Origin of the sequence: Lentzea alba (assembly GCF_047445655.1) — a bacterium.
Taxonomy (GTDB): Bacteria; Actinomycetota; Actinomycetes; order Mycobacteriales; family Pseudonocardiaceae; genus Lentzea; species Lentzea alba_A.
Genome location: NZ_JAJAEG010000001.1, coordinates 402,253 through 419,510, shown reverse-complemented (window position 1 = coordinate 419,510; position 17,258 = coordinate 402,253). Strand labels below are relative to the sequence as shown.

Annotated in this window: 22 protein-coding genes; 12 read left to right on the top strand and 10 right to left on the bottom strand. The window is 68.2% G+C overall.

Translation table 11 applies throughout. From position 1 onward, the window contains the following. Positions 1-16 precede the first annotated feature (16 nt). The gene (locus tag LFM09_RS02000) at positions 17-1,021 is read left to right on the top strand and encodes a dihydrodipicolinate synthase family protein (protein WP_414094469.1); all 1,005 of its coding nucleotides are present in this window, start codon (positions 17-19) and stop codon (positions 1,019-1,021) included. Further along, positions 1,003-1,809: a sugar phosphate isomerase/epimerase family protein gene (locus tag LFM09_RS01995; protein ID WP_414094468.1), complete on the top strand. Its 807-nt coding sequence runs from the start codon at positions 1,003-1,005 to the stop codon at positions 1,807-1,809. Before LFM09_RS02000 ends, LFM09_RS01995 begins: the two co-directional genes overlap by 19 nt. A gap of 112 nt (positions 1,810-1,921) precedes the next feature. Here LFM09_RS01995 and LFM09_RS01990 read toward each other — a convergent pair whose 3' ends face one another. After that, positions 1,922-2,959, bottom strand: a complete 1,038-nt coding sequence (locus LFM09_RS01990; protein ID WP_414094467.1) for a serine hydrolase — start codon at positions 2,957-2,959, stop codon at positions 1,922-1,924. A gap of 94 nt (positions 2,960-3,053) precedes the next feature. Here LFM09_RS01990 and LFM09_RS01985 point away from each other — a divergent pair, with 94 nt between their 5' ends. Next, on the top strand, positions 3,054-3,737 hold the full coding sequence (locus LFM09_RS01985) for an SDR family oxidoreductase (RefSeq protein ID WP_414094672.1): 684 nt from the start codon (positions 3,054-3,056) through the stop codon (positions 3,735-3,737). 161 nt (positions 3,738-3,898) lie between these two features. Then, positions 3,899-4,141, top strand: coding sequence for a hypothetical protein (locus LFM09_RS01980; protein WP_414094466.1), 243 nt, complete (start codon positions 3,899-3,901; stop codon positions 4,139-4,141). Here LFM09_RS01980 and LFM09_RS01975 read toward each other — a convergent pair. After that, complete coding sequence (locus LFM09_RS01975) at positions 4,131-5,510, bottom strand: FAD-binding oxidoreductase (RefSeq protein WP_414094465.1); 1,380 nt, start codon at positions 5,508-5,510, stop codon at positions 4,131-4,133. The genes LFM09_RS01980 and LFM09_RS01975 overlap by 11 nt on opposite strands. Before the next feature lie 84 nt (positions 5,511-5,594). After that, positions 5,595-6,020, bottom strand: a complete 426-nt coding sequence (locus LFM09_RS01970) for a MarR family winged helix-turn-helix transcriptional regulator (protein WP_414094464.1) — start codon at positions 6,018-6,020, stop codon at positions 5,595-5,597. 81 nt (positions 6,021-6,101) lie between these two features. On the opposite strand from LFM09_RS01970, the gene LFM09_RS01965 reads away from it, so the two are divergent. After that, entirely contained in the window at positions 6,102-6,977 is an 876-nt protein-coding gene (locus LFM09_RS01965; protein WP_414094463.1) for an SBBP repeat-containing protein, read from the top strand. Here the strand turns inward: LFM09_RS01965 and LFM09_RS01960 are convergent. The 3 genes from LFM09_RS01960 to LFM09_RS01950 are packed head-to-tail and all read right to left on the bottom strand — an operon-like array spanning position 6,961 to position 9,687. Next, positions 6,961-7,764: an alpha/beta fold hydrolase gene (locus LFM09_RS01960; protein ID WP_414094462.1), complete on the bottom strand. Its 804-nt coding sequence runs from the start codon at positions 7,762-7,764 to the stop codon at positions 6,961-6,963. The genes LFM09_RS01965 and LFM09_RS01960 overlap by 17 nt on opposite strands. A gap of 10 nt (positions 7,765-7,774) precedes the next feature. Then, positions 7,775-8,206 (bottom strand): cupin domain-containing protein, encoded by a 432-nt coding sequence (locus LFM09_RS01955; RefSeq protein ID WP_414094461.1) that lies wholly within the window; start codon positions 8,204-8,206, stop codon positions 7,775-7,777. Then, complete coding sequence (locus LFM09_RS01950; RefSeq protein ID WP_414094460.1) at positions 8,203-9,687, bottom strand: diguanylate cyclase domain-containing protein; 1,485 nt, start codon at positions 9,685-9,687, stop codon at positions 8,203-8,205. Before LFM09_RS01950 ends, LFM09_RS01955 begins: the two co-directional genes overlap by 4 nt. A gap of 143 nt (positions 9,688-9,830) precedes the next feature. Between LFM09_RS01950 and ruvC the strand changes: the two genes are divergently transcribed. The 7 genes from ruvC to LFM09_RS01915 all read left to right on the top strand — a co-directional run bounded on the left by ruvC (position 9,831) and on the right by LFM09_RS01915 (position 16,048). Further along, positions 9,831-10,397: a crossover junction endodeoxyribonuclease RuvC gene (gene ruvC / locus LFM09_RS01945; RefSeq protein WP_414094459.1), complete on the top strand. Its 567-nt coding sequence runs from the start codon at positions 9,831-9,833 to the stop codon at positions 10,395-10,397. A 30-nt stretch (positions 10,398-10,427) separates the two neighbouring features. Beyond that, positions 10,428-11,009 (top strand): Holliday junction branch migration protein RuvA, encoded by a 582-nt coding sequence (ruvA, locus tag LFM09_RS01940; protein ID WP_414094458.1) that lies wholly within the window; start codon positions 10,428-10,430, stop codon positions 11,007-11,009. Continuing rightward, entirely contained in the window at positions 11,006-12,019 is a 1,014-nt protein-coding gene (ruvB, locus tag LFM09_RS01935; RefSeq protein WP_414094457.1) for a Holliday junction branch migration DNA helicase RuvB, read from the top strand. The genes ruvA and ruvB overlap by 4 nt, the downstream gene beginning before the upstream one ends. Positions 12,020-12,112: 93 nt before the next feature. Then, positions 12,113-12,469, top strand: a complete 357-nt coding sequence (yajC, locus tag LFM09_RS01930; RefSeq protein WP_414094671.1) for a preprotein translocase subunit YajC — start codon at positions 12,113-12,115, stop codon at positions 12,467-12,469. 129 nt (positions 12,470-12,598) lie between these two features. Continuing rightward, complete coding sequence (gene secD, locus LFM09_RS01925) at positions 12,599-14,374, top strand: protein translocase subunit SecD (protein ID WP_414094456.1); 1,776 nt, start codon at positions 12,599-12,601, stop codon at positions 14,372-14,374. A gap of 1 nt (position 14,375) precedes the next feature. Further along, the gene (secF, locus tag LFM09_RS01920; protein WP_414094455.1) at positions 14,376-15,533 is read left to right on the top strand and encodes a protein translocase subunit SecF; all 1,158 of its coding nucleotides are present in this window, start codon (positions 14,376-14,378) and stop codon (positions 15,531-15,533) included. A 23-nt stretch (positions 15,534-15,556) separates the two neighbouring features. Next, positions 15,557-16,048, top strand: a complete 492-nt coding sequence (locus LFM09_RS01915) for an adenine phosphoribosyltransferase (RefSeq protein ID WP_414094454.1) — start codon at positions 15,557-15,559, stop codon at positions 16,046-16,048. On the opposite strand, the gene LFM09_RS01910 is transcribed toward LFM09_RS01915, so the two are convergent. From LFM09_RS01910 to LFM09_RS01895, 4 genes are read right to left on the bottom strand one after another with little or no spacing between them, the layout of a single operon-like run. Then, the gene (locus LFM09_RS01910) at positions 16,045-16,209 is read right to left on the bottom strand and encodes a hypothetical protein (RefSeq protein ID WP_414094453.1); all 165 of its coding nucleotides are present in this window, start codon (positions 16,207-16,209) and stop codon (positions 16,045-16,047) included. The two genes, LFM09_RS01915 and LFM09_RS01910, sit on opposite strands and share 4 nt — an antisense overlap. Positions 16,210-16,215: 6 nt before the next feature. Continuing rightward, positions 16,216-16,545: a hypothetical protein gene (locus LFM09_RS01905; RefSeq protein WP_414094452.1), complete on the bottom strand. Its 330-nt coding sequence runs from the start codon at positions 16,543-16,545 to the stop codon at positions 16,216-16,218. A gap of 16 nt (positions 16,546-16,561) precedes the next feature. Then, positions 16,562-16,843, bottom strand: a complete 282-nt coding sequence (locus LFM09_RS01900) for a hypothetical protein (protein ID WP_414094451.1) — start codon at positions 16,841-16,843, stop codon at positions 16,562-16,564. Position 16,844: 1 nt separating this feature from the next. Next, positions 16,845-17,204, bottom strand: coding sequence for a hypothetical protein (locus LFM09_RS01895; RefSeq protein ID WP_414094450.1), 360 nt, complete (start codon positions 17,202-17,204; stop codon positions 16,845-16,847). Between the last annotated feature and the right edge of the window lie 54 nt (positions 17,205-17,258).

The window sequence follows — 17,258 nt, the reverse complement described above, 5'->3', positions numbered from 1 at the left end:
TCAATGTGATCGCATCGTGTTCGCGGCGGCACACGTTGTGGCGAAAGACGAGCGCACGGTCGACTGGGACGCGACGCTCAAGTTCCGGCACCACCTCTGGTCGCACGGCCTGGGTGTCGCGGAGGCGATGGACACCGCGCAGCGCGGCATGGGCCTGGACTGGCCCACCGCCGCCGAGCTGATCCGCCGCAGTGCCGCCGAGAAGGCCGGACGGATCTGCGCCGGTGTCGCGACTGATCACCTCACCGGCGAGGTCGGGCTCGACGACGTGCTGAAGGCGTATCTGGAGCAGCTGGACGTCGTGCAGGAGGCGGGCGCACAGCCCGTGCTGATGTGCTCGCGGCAGCTCGCGGCGTGCGCCAAGAGCCCGGAGGACTACGAGAAGGTCTACGGCACGCTGCTCGACAACGTCAGCGAGCCGGTGGTTCTGCACTGGCTGGGCACGGCGTTCGACCCGGCGCTGGAGGGTTACTGGGGTGCCGCGGAGGTCGACCGGGCCACCGACAACTTCCTGGAGATCATCTCTGCCCGTCCGGACAAGGTCGACGGCGTGAAGGTGTCGCTGCTCGACGCCGACCACGAGATCGGGCTGCGGCGGCGGCTTCCGGCCGGAGTCCGCTGCTACACCGGCGACGACTTCAACTACCCGGAGCTGATCGCGGGCGACTCGGAGGGCTACAGCGACGCGTTGCTCGGGATCTTCGACCCGATCGCGCCGGTGGCCTCGAAGGCGCTGCAGAAACTCGCCGAGGGCGACGCGGAAGCATTTCGACAGATCATGGCGCCGACGGTTCCGTTGTCGCGGCACCTGTTCAGCGCGCCGACCTACTACTACAAGACCGGTGTGGTGTTCCTGGCGTGGCTGGCCGGGCATCAGGAACGGTTCCTGCTGCTCGACGGCCTGGAGACCGCCCGCAGCGTCGAGCACCTGGCCGAGGCGAAGCGCCTCGCGGAGATCGCCGGCGTGATCGAACCGGACTTCGCGGAACGGCGGTGGCAGCAGTGGCTCGCCTCTCGCTGAACCAGGCGACGATCAAGCGCGCGACCGTTGTCGAAGCGATTCGAGGCTGTGTGCGGCACGGCATCGAAGCGATCGGACTGTGGCGCGAACCGGTCGCCGACTACGGCCTGGAGCGCACGGCGAAGCTCATCGCGGACGCCGGGCTGCGGGTGTCGTCGTTGTGCCGCGGCGGATTTCTGACGGCCGTCGACAACCGGGCCGCGCTGGACGACAACCGCCGCGCCATCGAGGAAGCGGCGGCGTTGCGCACCGACACGCTGGTCATGGTCGTCGGGGGAGTGGCGGGCGACAAGGACCTCATCGGCGCACGTCAGCGCGTCGCGGACGCCATCGCGGAGCTGTCCGTGGAAGCGCGATCAGCAGGCGTGACACTGGCGTTGGAGCCGATGCACCCGGTGTTCTGCGCGGACCGCGGCGTGCTGTCGACGTTGGCGCAGGCGCTGGACCTCGCCGAGAAGCACGAGTCCGTGGGGGTCGTCGTCGATGCGCTTCACGTCTGGTGGGACCCGGATCTCGACGCGCAGATCGCGCGCGCCGGCGAGCGGATCGCGTCGTACCAGGTGTGCGACTGGCTCACGCCGGTGCCGGCGGACGTGTTGCTGGGCCGCGGTTATCCGGGTGACGGCGACATCGACCTCGACCGGCTGACCAGGCACGTTGCCGCCACGGGATACAGCGGGGACATCGAGGTGGAGATCTTCAACGCCGACATCTGGGCGGCGGACTTCGACGAGGTGATCGAGGAGGTTTCGCGGCGGTACCACTCCATTGTGGAACCGGCGCTGTAGAGAAACGCGGGGAAGCCGGTCGTCGACGGCGGCGACGACCGACCCCGGCGTTGGTATGTATATATCCGAAAACCAGAGGTCTTTGGTCCAGTTTTCAGATAAATCTCAGGAATCAGCCGCCGTTGACGAACCTGTAAACCTTTGCACGATGTTTCGGCTTCGTGGTCGTGATCTTGATGACCGCGTCGAACATGGACCGGCCGAGCTCCGCGCGGGCCGCGACGGCCGGGTGCGTGGTGCTGAAGTCGGCGTCGTTCTCGGCCTTGTCACCGTCGAATGTGCCGGACGCGAACATCGAGTAGATGAGGATCGCCCGGTTGTCCTCGCTGAACATGATCCCGGCCTCGTTTCGGCCGTCCTCGAACCAGCCGGCCTTCGTCGCGACGCGCAGGCGCTCGTTCGTCCTGAGGTTCAGCCGCACGCCGTCGGTGAAGCTCGCGGTCGCACGCAGGATGTTCAGCAGGTACGCCGTCGACGCCGCCGTCAGCAGCTGACCGTCGACCAGCTTCTGCAGCAACGTGTGCATCTCGCGCGCCGTCGTCGTGCCGAGGAAGAACCGGTTCGGGTTCGCGACCGGGACGACCTGCGTGTGCACGAAGCCCTTGTCGCGGAGGATCTGGTTCAGCTCCAGCGCCGGCACGACCAGGCCGCACAAACGGACCGCGGTGTTGTCCGAGACGGTGAGCAGGTTCGCCAGCGCGTGGCCGACCGTCACCTTGCTCGGGTACGCGCCGTCGAGCGCGAAGATGCCGTCGGTGTCCTGGATGACGATGGCCTCGGTGACCTCGACCTGGTCCGTGAGCTTGATCAGCCCGCGGTCCACCTTGTCGAGCACGGCGACCGCGACGGCCACCTTGTTCACGCTGTAGGCCTGCACGACCACGTCGGCGTTCTCGTCGACAGCGGACTTCGTCTGCCCGTCGAGGTCGGCCACCGTGATCAGGGACGACCACGTGCCCTTCGCCTTGCGGACCTGCCTGCGGTAGACCTGCGCCACGCGCTTGCGTGACCTGTCCGCGGTGGTCGGGGAGCGTTCGATCTCGACCTCCGCGTCTTCCTGTGCCTGTGCTGCCGCTCCGGTGGAGCCCAGCACCGCCGTCGCGGCCGCGACGGTTCCCAGCCCGAACACGGACCTGCGGTTCAAAGTCATGCGCAACATCAAAACAGGCGCCACTGACAGTTCTCTGACTGGTGCGCTGTTTCGGTCCGCAGGTGGTCCGCCGCTGTCCGCACTAGGGTTCCGGATCATGGAACACGTCTTCGTGGTGACCGGCGCCTCCCGCGGCATCGGCGCAGCTACCGCCGCTTTGGCTGCTGATGCGGGGTATCGCGTTGTGCGCGCTTCACGCTCGGCTGAAGAATCTGTGGGTGACCGCGGGTGGGACGCCAAATGTGACGTTTCCTCGTGGGATTCCGTGCAGGAACTCATGTCCCGCGTCGAATCGCGCTGGGGCCGGATCGACGTGGTTTTCGCGAACGCCGGAGTTTCGGTGGACACGTCGTTCGTGTCGGACGCCGGCGCCAAGCCGTCGGAATGGACCGACATGGTCGTCACGAACGTGTGCGGGCCCGCGTTCACGGCCCGCGCGGCCATGCCGGCGTTGATGAGGTCCGGCGGGCACCTGGTGCTGACCGGTTCCGCGGCCGGGCGCGGGGTCCGGCCGGGCAACCTCTACTCGGCGACCAAGTGGGCGATCACCGGTCTGGCGCAGGCGATCCGGGCCGAGGCGGTGGGGACCGGGGTGCGGGTCACCGTGGTCCAGCCCGGACTGGTCGACACCGACGCGATTCCGGCGTCGCGGGCTGCTGATCCCAAGCTGGCGCCCGAAGACGTTGGCAGGGCGGTGCTTTACGCGGTCTCGCAGCCGTCCACTGTGGACGTGAACGAGATCCTGATCAGGCCTACCGGACAGGCCGCCCATCGCTGAGGGGTTCAAGATCGCGAGCTGCTGGAGGGCGGGGCCTTGCCTGCGGTCGCTTGAATCTTGGTGGGGAAGCGCGCGGGGCCAATCGTTGTGCCGCAAGACCTTCGGGTCGACCGTCTCGTGCTGTTCGCTGTCGCAGCCGGCTGGTCGCGGGTCCTGGCGCGTTGGACTCGGTGAAGGCGCCGGTGCTCGCCTACGTCGGTGAGCTCGACGCCTTCGTGCCGCCGGTGGAGGCCGAGGTGCTGCTCGGCGCTCCGGCCGAGGTCGACCTGAGGGTCGTGCCGAAGGCGGGGCACTTCAGCTTCGTGCACCTGCCGCCGCCGGGGATGGGTGAGGAGTCCGGGTTCGACCGGGACGGGTTCCTGGCCGGGATGGTCGAGGAGACGCTGGCGTTCGTCAGGAGCTGACGGCCGGTTTCCTGGGCACGATGTTGTGCCAGCGGTTGAAGACGTTGCCGGGGTCGTACTCGGCCTTGATCGCGGTGAGCCGGTCGTAGTTCTGCTTGCCGTAGCCCGCGACGACGCGGTCAGCGCCCTCGTCGCCGATGAAGTTGAGGTAGACCGCGCCCGTGGACCACGGTGCGAGCACGTCGCGCAGGTGGTGGGCCCAGTCGCGGGCCTTCTCGTCGTCCGCCGGGTCTTCCCACAGGCCCAGCGGGTGCGCTACCCAGGGGGTGTCGCGGTTCGCCATCGGCCAGTCGGCGGCGTTGCGGGCGACCGCGCCTCCCCACGGGATCATGCCGTGCTGGGAGGGGGACGGCGTGATCATCCGGTCGGCGGCGGCGCAGAACGCTCGGACGGCCTCGTCCGGCAGCGACCGCAGGTACTCGGCGGACCAGTAGTTCCGGAAGCCGGGCGGGTCGTCCAACATGGACTGGAAGTCGGCGTAGGGGATGTCGGTCAGCACCAGCGCTTTCGGCTCCAGCGCCGCGAGCGGGGCGATGAGGTTCTCCAGTTCCGCTGCGTTGCCCATGAGGGTGACCAGCACGCCGCAGCAGAGCTTGCCGACGAGTTCTGGTGGCACGAACTCCTCCGGTGGCCCGGTCAGGTAGATGGCGCCGCCGCCGGCCTCTTCCGGTGCGGTGTCGGCGAAGTCGCGGTAGGCGAGGACCGCGGCCTCGCCCTGGTCGGCCGGCCACAGCATCAGTGCGATGGAGAACTCCGGCAGCGGGTGCAGCCGGAACGTGAACGACGTCGCCACCCCGAAGTTGCCGCCGCCACCGTGCAACGCCCAGAACAGGTCGGGGTGCTCGGTCTCGCTCGCGGTCACCGTTCTGCCGTCGGCGAGCACGAGGTCGACGGCGAGCAGGTTGTCGCAGGCCAGCCCGCACTTTCGCTCGATCCAGCCGGATCCGCCTCCGAGCGTCAGCCCGCCGACGCCCGTCGTCGAGACCCTGCCTCCGGTGGTGGCGACACCTGCTTGTTGTGCGGCCCGGTCGAACGCACCCCACGTGGCGCCGCCGCCCACCACGGCGCTGCGCCCGTCCGGTGAGATCGAGACCGCGTTCATCCGGCGCAGGTCGAGCGTGATCCCGTCCTGCACGAGGCTCGCGCCCGCGACGCTGTGGCCGCCGCTGCGCACTGCGACCGGTAGGCCGGCTCTTTGGGCGAATCCGAGTGCTTCTTGCACGTCAGCGGTGTTGTCGCACTGCGCGATCACCGCGGGTCTGGTCTCGATGGCGCTGTTGAAGATGGCTCGCGCCTCTTCGTATGCCTGGTCCTGCGGGGTGAGCAGGGTTCCGGAGAAGACGGCGCGCAGGCTGTCGAGGTCTGTCATGGTTTCGCCTCCTATGTGACTCGTGTCACACAGGTTGCGCCGTCTGCGGGGTACTCGCGCGTCCAGTAAGGACCCCGTAAGAGTTCAGGCCTGGCCGAGGACGTCCGAGCATCGCTGCAGGAGCGCGCGCAGCTGTGCGCGCTCCTCTGCGGTGAACGCATCGGCGAGCTTCTGCTCCACCGCGACCGCGCCCTTGTCGGCCTCGCGGAACTTCGCCTGACCGGCCTCGGTCAGGCGGTTCTCCAGAACGTTGCGCTGCCACTGATGCGGCGTGCGCTCGACGAGCTCCAGCGCGACCAGGTTCTGCAGGATCGTCGTCATCGTCTGCGGCGTCACCAGGCACAACCGCGCCAGCTCCGCCGCGGGTGCGCCGGGGTGCTCGCTCAGCGCCAGCAGCGCCGCGTACTGCGGCACGGTCAGGCCCGCCGGCTTCACCGCCGCCGACTTCGCGGCCATCAGCTCCTGCTCGGCGCGCTTGATGTCGCCGCCGATCCGATCACCGCTGCGCATCCGCTCATCGTAGGTGTGTGGTAAGAGTATTTATAGTTATCAGACCTCTGATAGCTATCAGAGCTCTAACTGGAGGAAGTCATGCGCGTCGCGCTTGCTGTTCTGGCGGCGTTGTTGCTGGTCGCGGGTACGGCATCGGCTGCGCCCCGGTCGGTCGTGGCGTCGTCGCCGTCGCTGCACCCCGAGGGCGTGCAGTGGGATCCGAGCCGCGGGCAGTTCCTGGTCAGCTCGCTGCGGCACGGGACGGTGTCGCTCGTGGGTGTGGACGGGCGGGTCCGGCCGTTGGTCGCGGGTACGCGGATGGTGTCGACGTTCGGTCTGCAGGTGGACCGCGGGCGGTTGCTCGTCGCTTACGGGGACATCGGGTTCGGTGAGCGGTCGGTGCCTGGGCAGTCCGGGCTCGGGATCTTCGACCTGCGGAGCGGGCGGCCTCTGAAGTTCGTCGACATTCCCAACGGTGCCAACGACATCGCGGTCGACCCGGCCGGGAACGCCTACGTCACCGGCACTCTCGGTGACACGATCTGGAAGGTCGACCGCAGTGGTGCAGTGACGGCGTTCGCGACGGATTCACGGCTCGGTGGGGCGTCGTTCGGCAACAACGGGATCGTGTGGGATCCCAGGGGATTCCTCGTCACCGGGCACTACACGAACGGCACGCTGTTCAAGGTCACGCGTGGCCACGTCGAGGAGCTGCCCGCGCCCGAGCTGCCCGGTGCGGACGGGCTGACGCTGACTCGTGATGGGCTCGTGGTGGTGACGAACTCGCTCAGCGCGCCCGGCAAGAACGCCGTGACCGTGCTGGACACCCGCACGTGGAAGGTGAAGTCCCAGCGCGACTGGAAGACCGCGCCGACGACTGCCGCTCGCACGCCGTTCGGCACGTACGTGCTCAGCGGTTACGTGGACCTGCTGGTCAAGGGGGAGACGACGGACGAGTTCAGGCTCGACCGATGAAGTCGACGAGCAGCCGGTTGATCTCGTCCGGCCGCTCCAGGTACCCGATGTGCCCGCAGTCGGCGACCTCGACGTACCGGGCACCGGGGATCGCCTCCGCCACCTCCCGCGACAACCGCGCGGGCAGCACCAGGTCGTCGGCGAACCCGATCACCAGTGACCGGACGGAGATCCCGCGGTAGGCCTCGATCCGCGGCGTGAAGTCGCTGAGTTCGAGCTGTGCGCGTTCGCCGGCCCCCACCGCGGAGCCGGCGAACTCGTACATCTGCAGCCAGTCGCGGGCCGCGGCCGGGTCGGCCAACGTCGCGGGTGACAGGTTGCGGGACACGTTGGCGGCGGCGTGGAACGAGGACGGCAGCTCGATCCCCTTCAGGTGCAGGTCTCGAAGTCCGCGTGACCAGGCCAGCTGGACGGGATCGGGGCGGCCGGTGGTCGCCATCATCACGGCGGAGCGGACCAGCGACGGGTGGGCCAGAGCCAGTTCCTGGGTGATGCGGGCGCCCAGCGACGTGCCGATCACGTGGGCCGGGCCGCCCAGGTGCGAGATCAGGGCGGCGGTGTCGGCCACCATGTCGTCCATCGTGAAGCCGGACGCGCACTCGGACGACGGCTTGATGCCGCGGTTGTCGAAGTAGGCGACCCGGTAGCCCGCGCGGACCAGGGCCGGGACCTGGTAGGTGCGCCAGACGCGGCCTGGGCTGCCGGTGCCCATGACCAGCACGACGAGATCGCCGGAGCCCTCGGTCTGGACGTTCAGCTCGATGCCGTTGAGCGGGACGATCGCCATGCGCAAGATCCTAGAAGCGGCACAGAGGCTTGATGAGCGAGGCGTGAGAGGGATAACGCGCGCACAGGTCGTCGGCGTGCCCGAACGTGACGATGTCGTCGGTGTACGGCGGCACCACCACCGTGCCGACCAACGACCAGTCACCCGCAGGAGAGCTGCCCTGCCACACGTCCGCAGGCACTACGACCTGAGGATTGGTAGCGCTCAAAACAGGCGTGGAAACCGAACCGTCCGGGAAGAGCAGCAGCATCTGCAGCGGCGAACCGGCGTGGAAGTTGTAGATCTCCAGGTGCTTCAACACGTGCATGCCCGAGAAGTCCGGTGAGCGCAGCAGGTACGCGATGGCCGAGGCGTCGGCAGAGCGGTGCGTCTGCGCGAAGTAGCCGCCCTCGACGGGAAGCTCCTGCATGTCCAAAGAGGAAATCAACTGCTCTGGGGTCACGTCATCTCCGGGAGCGGGGAACCGTGCACGACGACCATGCCCTTGCCGAGCCGTTTCGCCGTGTACATCGCGGCGTCGGCGGCGCCGAGCACGTCGTCGGCCGACACCGTGGGGTCGTAAGAAATCCGTTGGGCCACACCGATGCTGGCGTGCACGTGGTGCACACGGCCGTGCACCTCGTGCGGGTGCGCGAGAGCCTTCAACAACCGTTCGCCGATCTCCTCGGCGTCGCCGCCGTCGACCAGCACGCCGAACTCGTCGCCGCCCAGCCGCGCGACGGTGTCCTCGGGCCGGACGGAGTTCTCCAGGCGGAAAGCGACGTTGCGCAGAACCATGTCGCCCTCGGCGTGGCCGTGGTTGTCGTTGACGGCCTTGAAGCCGTCCACGTCGATGAACAGCAGGACCAACGGACGCGCGCGGTCGCGCACCGCGAGAGCGCGATCGAGCCGGTCGCGGAACAGAGAGCGGTTCGCGACGCCGGTCAACGGGTCGTGCGTCGCCTCGTGCCGTAGTTCTTCGCGAGAGATCCGGAGCTGGTCCATCAGACGGATGTTGTCCATCATCGTCAGCAGCTGACGCACGATCACGGCACACACGACGGCGAGGCCGACGTAGATCTCGACCGGGTTCAGGCGGCCGCCGGTCGCGGTGTTCCAGCCGACGAACAGGCCGGTGATCGCCAGCGGCAGGTACGGGACCAGCAGGTGCAGCGTGTCGGCCATGCGCAGGCGGCCGGACGACGGTTCCAGGTTGCGGGTCGGTGCCAGGGCGCTGAGGAAGAAGAACGCCGGGCACAGCATGAAGCCGATGTCCGCGGTCGCCGGGATCGCCGTGATGCCCTTCGAGATGTAGAACGCGAACACCCAGCCCGACGACGACTGCGCGACACCGGCCAATGCCACGAACAACATCGGCCACTGACGCACGGACTGATGCGTCCACGACATCACGACGATCGCCACGAGCAGCACGAGGTACGCGGCGGGATGTGCGACGACGGTGGCGAAACCGGGTCCTTCGGTCGCCCACGCGCGGGTCAGCGACTCCAGCGCCGACACCCACGTCAGCACGAACAGCGACGCGATCACGATCAACCCGTCGAGCACGACCACGGCGCGGCTGCGGTAGTTCGGCAGCAGGTCGTCCGCGCGGCGGGTCTGGGCCTTGACGATCACCGCGGCCAGGCAGAGGACCGGTACGAGCGTGAACCCGAGCGGCGCGATCGTCGTCGTCGGCAGTTGCACGCCCAGGATCTGCTGTCCCCAGATCCACGCGGACAACGCGACGGTCAGCGAGGTCATCGCCGCCGTCATCCAACGGTTGCGCGCTCGCGCGTAGGCGATCAACGCCGCGATGGCGAACACGAGCTGCGTGACTTTGTCGATCGCGAGGCCGATCTCACGCGGCAAAGCGAGCGCGGTGAGGATGGTGATCGCCATGAAGGCGCCGACGCACCCCACAACGAGCCAGAACCGCTTCACCGCAACTCCCGTGATCGAAACCCGACCACCGTAGTAATGCCGACGTGGACTTGTCGAACCGTGTCGATGCGAGTCGCCCTTCCGTGCACCGGATATGGTTCGAACGGTTGTTCGTTTGATGAAACGCGGGGAGTTGGGCTGTCGTGCGGGTGTTCGGGGTCGACCCCGGTCTGACCAGGTGCGGCTTCGGCGTGGTCGACGGCGGTCCGGGCCGGGTCGTTCGCGCCGTTGCGGTCGATGTCCTGCGCACGCCCGTCGACGCTCCTCTTGCTGTGCGGTTGCACGAGCTGTACGTCGGCGTGTGTGAGTGGCTCGACAAGTACGAGCCGAACGTCGTGGCGATCGAACGGGTCTTCGCGCAGCACAACGTCCGCACCGCGATGGGGGTCGCGCAGGCTTCGGGCGTGGTGGCGCTGGCCGCGGCGCAGCGGAACCTGCCGGTCGAGTTCCACACGCCGTCCGAGGTGAAGGCCGCGGTCACGGGGTCGGGGCGGGCGGACAAGGCGCAGGTGACCCTGATGGTGACCAAGCTGCTCGGGTTGAAGGTGGCGCCCAAGCCGGCGGACGCGGCGGACGCGCTGGCGCTGGCGATCTGCCACCACTGGCGCGCGCCGATGCGGTCGCGGATCGAAGAAGCGCAGGCCAAGGCGGCCGAGCTCGCCCGCGTGCACAAGGCCCGTCTCGCCGAAGCCGCGAAGCGTGCGAACTAAGGTCCAGCAAGTGAAGTTCGGAGGAACCAGGTGATCTCGTCACTGCGCGGCCAGGTGCAGCACGTCGGCCTCGACCACGCCGTCGTCGAGGTGGGCGGCGTCGGGTTCGCTGTCCAGATGACGCCGAGCACGCTCGCCACCCTGCGCCGCGGCGAGGAGGCCAGCCTCGCGACCACGCTGATCGTCCGCGAGGACAGCCTCACGCTCTTCGGGTTCGCCGACGCCGAGGCCCGCGAGCTGTTCAGCCTGCTGCAGACGGTCAGCGGCATCGGCCCGCGCATCGCGCTGGCCACCCTCGCCGTCCTCGAACCGGACAAGCTGCGGCACGCGCTGGCCGAAGGCAACATCACGGTCCTCACGCAGGTGCCGGGCATCGGCAAGAAGGGCGCGGAACGCCTCATCATCGAGCTCCGCGACAAGGTCGGCGCCCTCCCGACGCCCACGACGCCCGCGCACAGCCAGACGCGTGACCACGTCGTCGAAGCGCTTCTCGGCCTCGGGTTCCCGGCGAAAGCGGCGGAGACGACCGTCGACAACGTCCTCGCGGACAACCCGGACCAGTCCACGGCCGCGGTCCTCCGCCGGGCCCTCGCGACCCTGGGGCGCAAGTGACCGAGGACGAGCTCAGCCCCTACGCCGTTCCTGCCGAGCGCGACCTCGAGACCTCGCTCAGGCCGGCTGACCTGCACGAGTTCGTGGGGCAGCACCGGGTCCGGGAGCAGCTCGAACTCGTTCTGCACGGCGCGATGCGCCGCGGCACGGCCCCGGACCACGTCCTGCTCAGCGGCCCTCCCGGCCTGGGCAAGACGTCGCTGGCCATGATCATCGCGAAGGAGTTGAACAGCGCCATCCGCATCACCAGCGGCCCGGCGCTGGAACGGGCCGGCGACCTCGCGTCGATGCTGTCGAACCTGGTCGAGGGCGATGTCCTGTTCATCGACGAGATCCACCGCATGGCCCGCCCGGCCGAGGAGATGCTGTACCTCGCCATGGAGGACTTCCGCGTCGACGTCATGGTCGGCAAGGGGCCGGGAGCGACCAGCATCCCGCTCGACATCGCGCCATTTACGCTGGTGGGAGCCACGACGAGGTCCGGTGCGCTCACTGGCCCGCTGCGCGACCGGTTCGGTTTCACCGGTCACATGGAGTTCTACAGCGCCGACGACCTCGACCTCATCGTGAAGCGCAGCGCCAAGATCCTCGGCGTCGACCTCCACGACGACGGCGCGAAGGAGATCGCCGGCCGCTCAAGGGGAACGCCCCGCATCGCGAACCGGCTGCTGCGCCGAGTTCGTGACTTCGCCGAGGTCAGGGCGGACGGCAGGGTCACCGAGGAGATCGCGAAGCAGGCCCTGGAGGTCTACGACGTCGACCAGCTCGGCCTGGACCGGCTCGACCGGGCGGTGCTGCACGCGCTGGTCAAGAGTTTCAACGGCGGTCCCGTCGGAGTGTCCACACTCGCGGTCGCTGTCGGTGAGGAGCCGACCACCGTGGAAGAGGTGTGCGAACCGTATTTGGTGCGGGCTGGCATGCTGGCCCGGACACCGCGCGGCCGAGTGGCGACGCCTGCCGCGTGGTACCACCTGGGGCTGGAGCCGCCCGCCGGTGATCAACTGTGGTGACCTGGCACAATCGGTGAAAGCACCTGGACATATCGGACGTGCGTCGAGGCATGTCCACTTGATCGGAGAATGATGGGCAACCTTTCGTCTTTGATGTTCCCGCTGCTGCTGGTTCTGCTGGCCGTGCCGCTGTTCCTCAGCGCGCGCAAGCAGAAGCGGGCGATGGCCGAGCAGAAGAACCTTCAGGACTCGCTCGCTCCCGGCGACAAGGTGATGACGACGTCCGGCCTGTACGGCACCGTTGCCGACGCCAGCCACGACCTCACCATCGACATCGAGATCTCCGAGGGTGTCGTCACGCGCTGGCTGCGTGCGGCCATTCGCGAGAAGGTCGACGAGAAGGCGGCGGAGGTCAGCGAGGTCGTCGCGAAGGACGACGCTGAGGACGAGGAGCCGGCTGCCACCACCGCACAGGTCGCCGAGCCCCTGGACCACAACGCCAAGAAGTAACTGCATAAGCTCGCACTCCTGGAGTTGGCAACTGTGAAATCCGCCAACTCCAGGTAGTGACGCGCAGCTCACGCGGCGCGCGTTACGCTGCGCGCTCGGAAACCATCGCTACTAGGAGACGGACGGATCGTGGCACCTCCGGCCGGGCAAATTCGCCCTGCGAAGTACTTGGCGAGTTTTGTCCTCATCGTGGTCGCTCTTTACGCCCTGGTGTTCTTCACCGGGAACGGTTCGGCCAAACCCAAGCTCGGTATCGACCTCCAGGGCGGCACCATCGTCACGCTGACCGCGCGTCAGGAAGACGGGGCCCAGCCCAGCGACGAAGCGCTGAACCGCGCACGCGACCTCATCGAGGTCCGCGTCAACGGTCTCGGTGTCTCGGGTGCCGAGGTCGTGCGCGACGGCACCAACCTGACGATCACCGTGCCCGGCGCGGACAGCGAAGGCGCGAAGGGCCTCGGCCAGACCGCTCGCCTCGCGTTCCGCAAGGTCATGGGCCAGCCGATCCCGGCAGGCGCCGCCCCGAACACCGAGGCGCCGTCGTCGAGCACCCCGCCGTCGAGCAACGCGAGCACGCCGCCGTCCCAGAGCCAGACCGCGAGCCCGCCGTCGAGCAACGCCAACGGCCGCCCCGCGCCGAACCTGCAGGCGCAGCCGTCGAGCCCCGCTCCGTCGAGCCCCGCTCCTTCGAGCAGCACGCAGCCGAGCACGCCGTCCGCGCCGGCCAACATCGACCCGAAGGTCGCGAAGGAGATCCAGGAAGCGAAGGCGCTGCGCCAGAGCACCGAGCAGCAGGTCCTGCAGCAGGCGGCGATCATGCTCGACTGCACGCAGCCGGACCCGTTGCGCGGCAACGACGACCTGGACAAGCCGCTCGTCACCTGTGACGAGAAGGGCGAGTTCAAGTACATCCTCGCCCCGGTGAACCCGGCGGCCGGCGACACCACGGCCAAGCCGGACGACTTCAGCATGTACTCCCGCCTCACCGGTGAGGACATCAACAACGCCGCGGCCAACAGCAACCCGAACGGCACCGGCTACGTCGTCAACCTCGACTTCAAGTCCGAGGGCGGCTCCAAGTGGGCCAAGTTCACCTCCGCCAACGTCCAGCAGGCCGTCGCGGTCGTGCTCGACGGCGAGGTCATGTCCGCGCCGACCATCCAGTCGGCCATCGAGGGCGGCTCCACCGAGATCAGCGGCAAGTTCACGCTGAAGGAGGCGCAGAACCTCGCGAACACGCTGAAGTACGGCGCGCTGCCGCTGTCCTTCGACTCGTCCGAGGCGCAGACGATCTCCCCGACGCTCGGCCTGCAGTCGCTCAAGGCGGGTCTGATCGCCGGCGGCATCGGCCTCGCGCTGGTGTTCGTCTACTGCATGTTCTACTACCGCCTGCTCGGCTTCATGACGATCCTGTCGCTGGGCCTGTCCGGCGTGATCGTCTACGGCGTGCTGGTGCTGCTGGGCCGCTGGATCGGGTTCACGCTCGACCTCGCCGGCATCGCCGGTTTCATCGTCGCCATCGGTATCACCGCCGACTCGTTCATCGTCTTCTTCGAACGACTGAAAGACGAAGTGCGTGAAGGTCGAACGTTCCGCTCGGCCGTGCCGCGCGCGTGGGTTCGCTCCCGCCGCACGATCCTGAGCGCCGACGCGGTCAGCTTCATCGCCGCCGCGGTGCTGTACGTGATCGCGGTCGGCCAGGTGAAGGGCTTCGCGTTCACCCTGGGCATGTCGACGGTCCTCGACCTCGTGGTCGTGTTCCTCGTGACGCACCCGCTGGTCGCGATGGCGTCCAAGTCCAAGTTCCTGTCCAACCCGAACCTGTCCGGCCTGGGCGGCGCCGCGCGCGAGGGTGCGGCTCACCGCGCCGGCTCCGGCAAGACCGCTGCCGTGAAGGAGGCCTGACATGGGCAACGTGTTCACGCGCCTCTATGTGGGCAACGGCGCTTTCGACATCGTCGGCAAGCGCATCCGCTGGTACATCACGTCGAGCATCATCCTGCTGGTGTGCATCGGCTCGATGGTGTTCAACGGCTTCAACCTGGGCATCGACTTCAAGGGCGGCACGAAGATCTCGATGCCGTCGGTCTCCCAGACCGACCAGGCCATCACGACCGGTGCCGTCGAGGACGCGTTCGCCAAGGCCCTGCCCGGCAAGAAGCCGAACGCCGTGCAGGCCGTCGGCACCGGCGCCAGCGCGTCGATCCAGATCAAGTCGCCCGCGTTGAACATCGGTGAGGTCGCGACCCTGAAGGCGGGCCTCGCGCAGGCCACCAACCCGAAGGGCGGCCAGGGAGCGATCTCCGACAGCGCCGTCTCCGCCTCGTGGGGTGGTGAGATCAGCGGCAAGGCGTTGTGGGCGCTGGTCTGGTTCTTCATCGTGGTGACGCTGTTCCTGGCGTTCTACTTCGAATGGCGAATGGCCGTCGGCGCGCTCGTCGCCGTGTTCCACGACGTCATCATCACCGCGGGCATCTACTCGCTCATCGGGTTCGAGGTGACGCCGGCGACGGTGATCGGTCTGCTCACCATCCTCGGCTTCTCCCTGTACGACACGGTCGTCGTGTTCGACAAGGTCAAGGAGAACACCCGAGGCCTGCTGGGCCTGACCCGCCGCACCTACGCCGAGGCCGCGAACCTGGCGCTGAACCAGACGCTGATGCGCTCGATCAACACCTCGCTGATCGCGCTGCTGCCGGTCATCGGCCTGCTGGTCGTCGGCGTCGGCATCCTGGGCGTCGGCACGCTGCAGGACCTGGCGCTCGTGCAGCTCGTGGGTATGTTCATCGGCGCCCTGTCGTCGATCTTCATCGCCACCCCGGTGCTGGTCGACCTGAAGATGCGCGACCCGAAGTACATCGCGCAGGCCAAGCGCGTGGCCGCCCGCCGCGCCAAGGCCGCCGGTCCCCAGGTCGCCGAGGGCATCGAGTCGGTGGACGAGGACGCACTGGCCGCGGACCTGCGCCAGGAGGCCGCGTACGCCGCTGCCGCCTCGGTGCCCACCCGCACGGCGAAGGCGTCCGACGCCCGCCGTGGCCGCCCGACCGGAAAGCGTCAGCGTTGAAGTTGGAACGTGCTCTGGGACTGATGCGTGAGGTCCCGGACTTCCCCCAGCCGGGGGTCGTCTTCCGGGACCTCACGCCGGTTCTCGCCGACCCGGACGCCCTGCGCGCCGTGGTCGACGCACTGCAGGACAAGATCGACGACAGCACCCAGGTGATCGCCGCCATCGAGTCGCGCGGCTTCCTCCTGGGTGCTGCTCTGGGCTACGGCTGGCGGTACGGCGTCGTGCCTTTGCGCAAGCCGGGCAAGCTTCCCGTCGTCGCCGACTCCGTGTCGTACGACCTGGAGTACGGGTCGGCCTCGCTGGAGCTGCCCGCCGATGCGATCGTGCCCGGGCAGCGGGTCGTCGTGGTCGATGACGTGCTCGCCACCGGTGGTACGGCTGAGGCCGCTTGCACGCTTGTCGAGCGTGCGGGCGGCATCGTGACCGGGGTGTCGGTGGTGCTGGAGATCGCGGCTCTGGGTGGACGGTCGCGGCTGGCCGGTCGTGAGGTCAGCGCGCTGCTCGCTGTCTAGTAGCGGAGGACGTCGGTCTCGCCGGTCGCCCACAGCTTCTTGGTCGGGCAGTCGCCGATATCGACGTCCCCGTAGGTCGCGAACGTGCAGCGCCCACCCTCCCCATTGGACGGTGGTGACCACCACGGCCACGACGCACCAGGCACTTGTGCATCGTCCACTTCGGATCAGCCGCCGTTCATCATGAACAACGCCGCTATCGCCAGGCCGGCGAACAAGCTGATCATGAACCACATCACGAAGAAGAACGGCAGTGCGAGCACGATCAGCACCCACCACCCGACGTTGGTCGCGCGCAGGATCAGCCACACGATCAGCGACGTGAGCAGCCACGGGACCAGCCCGGTGAGCAGTGCACCGATGATTCCCTGCCACTCGCCGCTCTTCAGCGCCCAGGCCGCGTAGCCCGCGACCAGCGCGGCGTACCAGACGGACGCTGCCGCCAGGCTGGTCGCGTACGGGATTCTCGGTCTTGCTTCCGGCAAAGGTGCGTACATCGGAGTTCCCCCAGAGCTAGAAGTCCAGATGTGGCCCGGCGATCGCGAGAACCGCGAAGACGAACGCGAACCACATCACCACGTAGATCGGTAGTGCCATCACGATCAGGGCCTGGCGGCTGACGTCCACGCGGCGGCCGATCAGCCACAGGACGACCGTGCCCAGCAGCCACGGGACGACGCCGGACACCGCCATGATCTGTGCGAAACCGGGGTCCCAGCCGGTCACGACCACGGTGATGATCGAGCCGGCGACCAGCGCGGCGTACCAGACCCCAACCGCGCCGGCGTGGCGCATGTCAGCTCAGCAGTGCTCCGAACACGACGCGGAGCGCGCCCATGGTGCCGTTGGCCAGCACCCACACCACGAAGTAGATCGGCAGGCTGACGAAGATCAGCACCCACGGCTGGAGGCGCGCCCTCAGCAGGCACAGCCACATGATCACCGTGGTCGGCAGGTACAAGACCGCGCCGACCAGGAGGGCAGCGCCCAACTGGCCGAGGCCGGAGCCGGTCTTCAGGCCGACGGCGACGTACGCCGCGATGAGGGCGAAGTACCAGATCGACGCGCCCGCCGCGCAGTGCAGGAAGGGCGTGCCTCGCTTGACGGGCGGCGGTGGCAGCGGCGGCGGTGGTGCCGACGGCAGGATTTGGTCCATGTTGTCCCCCCAGACAGCTAACAGCGAGTGACCAAGCATGTCAGGAAAGGGCAG

Bases quoted from the DNA above. Each gene is read 5' to 3' on its own strand.
- LFM09_RS01990 (WP_414094467.1), bottom strand. From the start codon at position 2,959: ATGACTTTGAACCGCAGGTCCGTGTTCGGGCTGGGAACCGTCGCGGCC.
- LFM09_RS01975 (WP_414094465.1), bottom strand. From the start codon at position 5,510: ATGACAGACCTCGACAGCCTGCGCGCCGTCTTCTCCGGAACCCTGCTC.
- LFM09_RS01970 (WP_414094464.1), bottom strand. From the start codon at position 6,020: ATGCGCAGCGGTGATCGGATCGGCGGCGACATCAAGCGCGCCGAGCAG.
- LFM09_RS01965 (WP_414094463.1), top strand. From the start codon at position 6,102: ATGCGCGTCGCGCTTGCTGTTCTGGCGGCGTTGTTGCTGGTCGCGGGT.
- LFM09_RS01960 (WP_414094462.1), bottom strand. From the start codon at position 7,764: ATGGCGATCGTCCCGCTCAACGGCATCGAGCTGAACGTCCAGACCGAG.
- yajC (WP_414094671.1), top strand. From the start codon at position 12,113: ATGTTCCCGCTGCTGCTGGTTCTGCTGGCCGTGCCGCTGTTCCTCAGC.
- secF (WP_414094455.1), top strand. From the start codon at position 14,376: ATGGGCAACGTGTTCACGCGCCTCTATGTGGGCAACGGCGCTTTCGAC.
- LFM09_RS01915 (WP_414094454.1), top strand. From the start codon at position 15,557: ATGCGTGAGGTCCCGGACTTCCCCCAGCCGGGGGTCGTCTTCCGGGAC.
- LFM09_RS01905 (WP_414094452.1), bottom strand. From the start codon at position 16,545: ATGTACGCACCTTTGCCGGAAGCAAGACCGAGAATCCCGTACGCGACC.
- LFM09_RS01900 (WP_414094451.1), bottom strand. From the start codon at position 16,843: ATGCGCCACGCCGGCGCGGTTGGGGTCTGGTACGCCGCGCTGGTCGCC.
- LFM09_RS01895 (WP_414094450.1), bottom strand. From the start codon at position 17,204: ATGGACCAAATCCTGCCGTCGGCACCACCGCCGCCGCTGCCACCGCCG.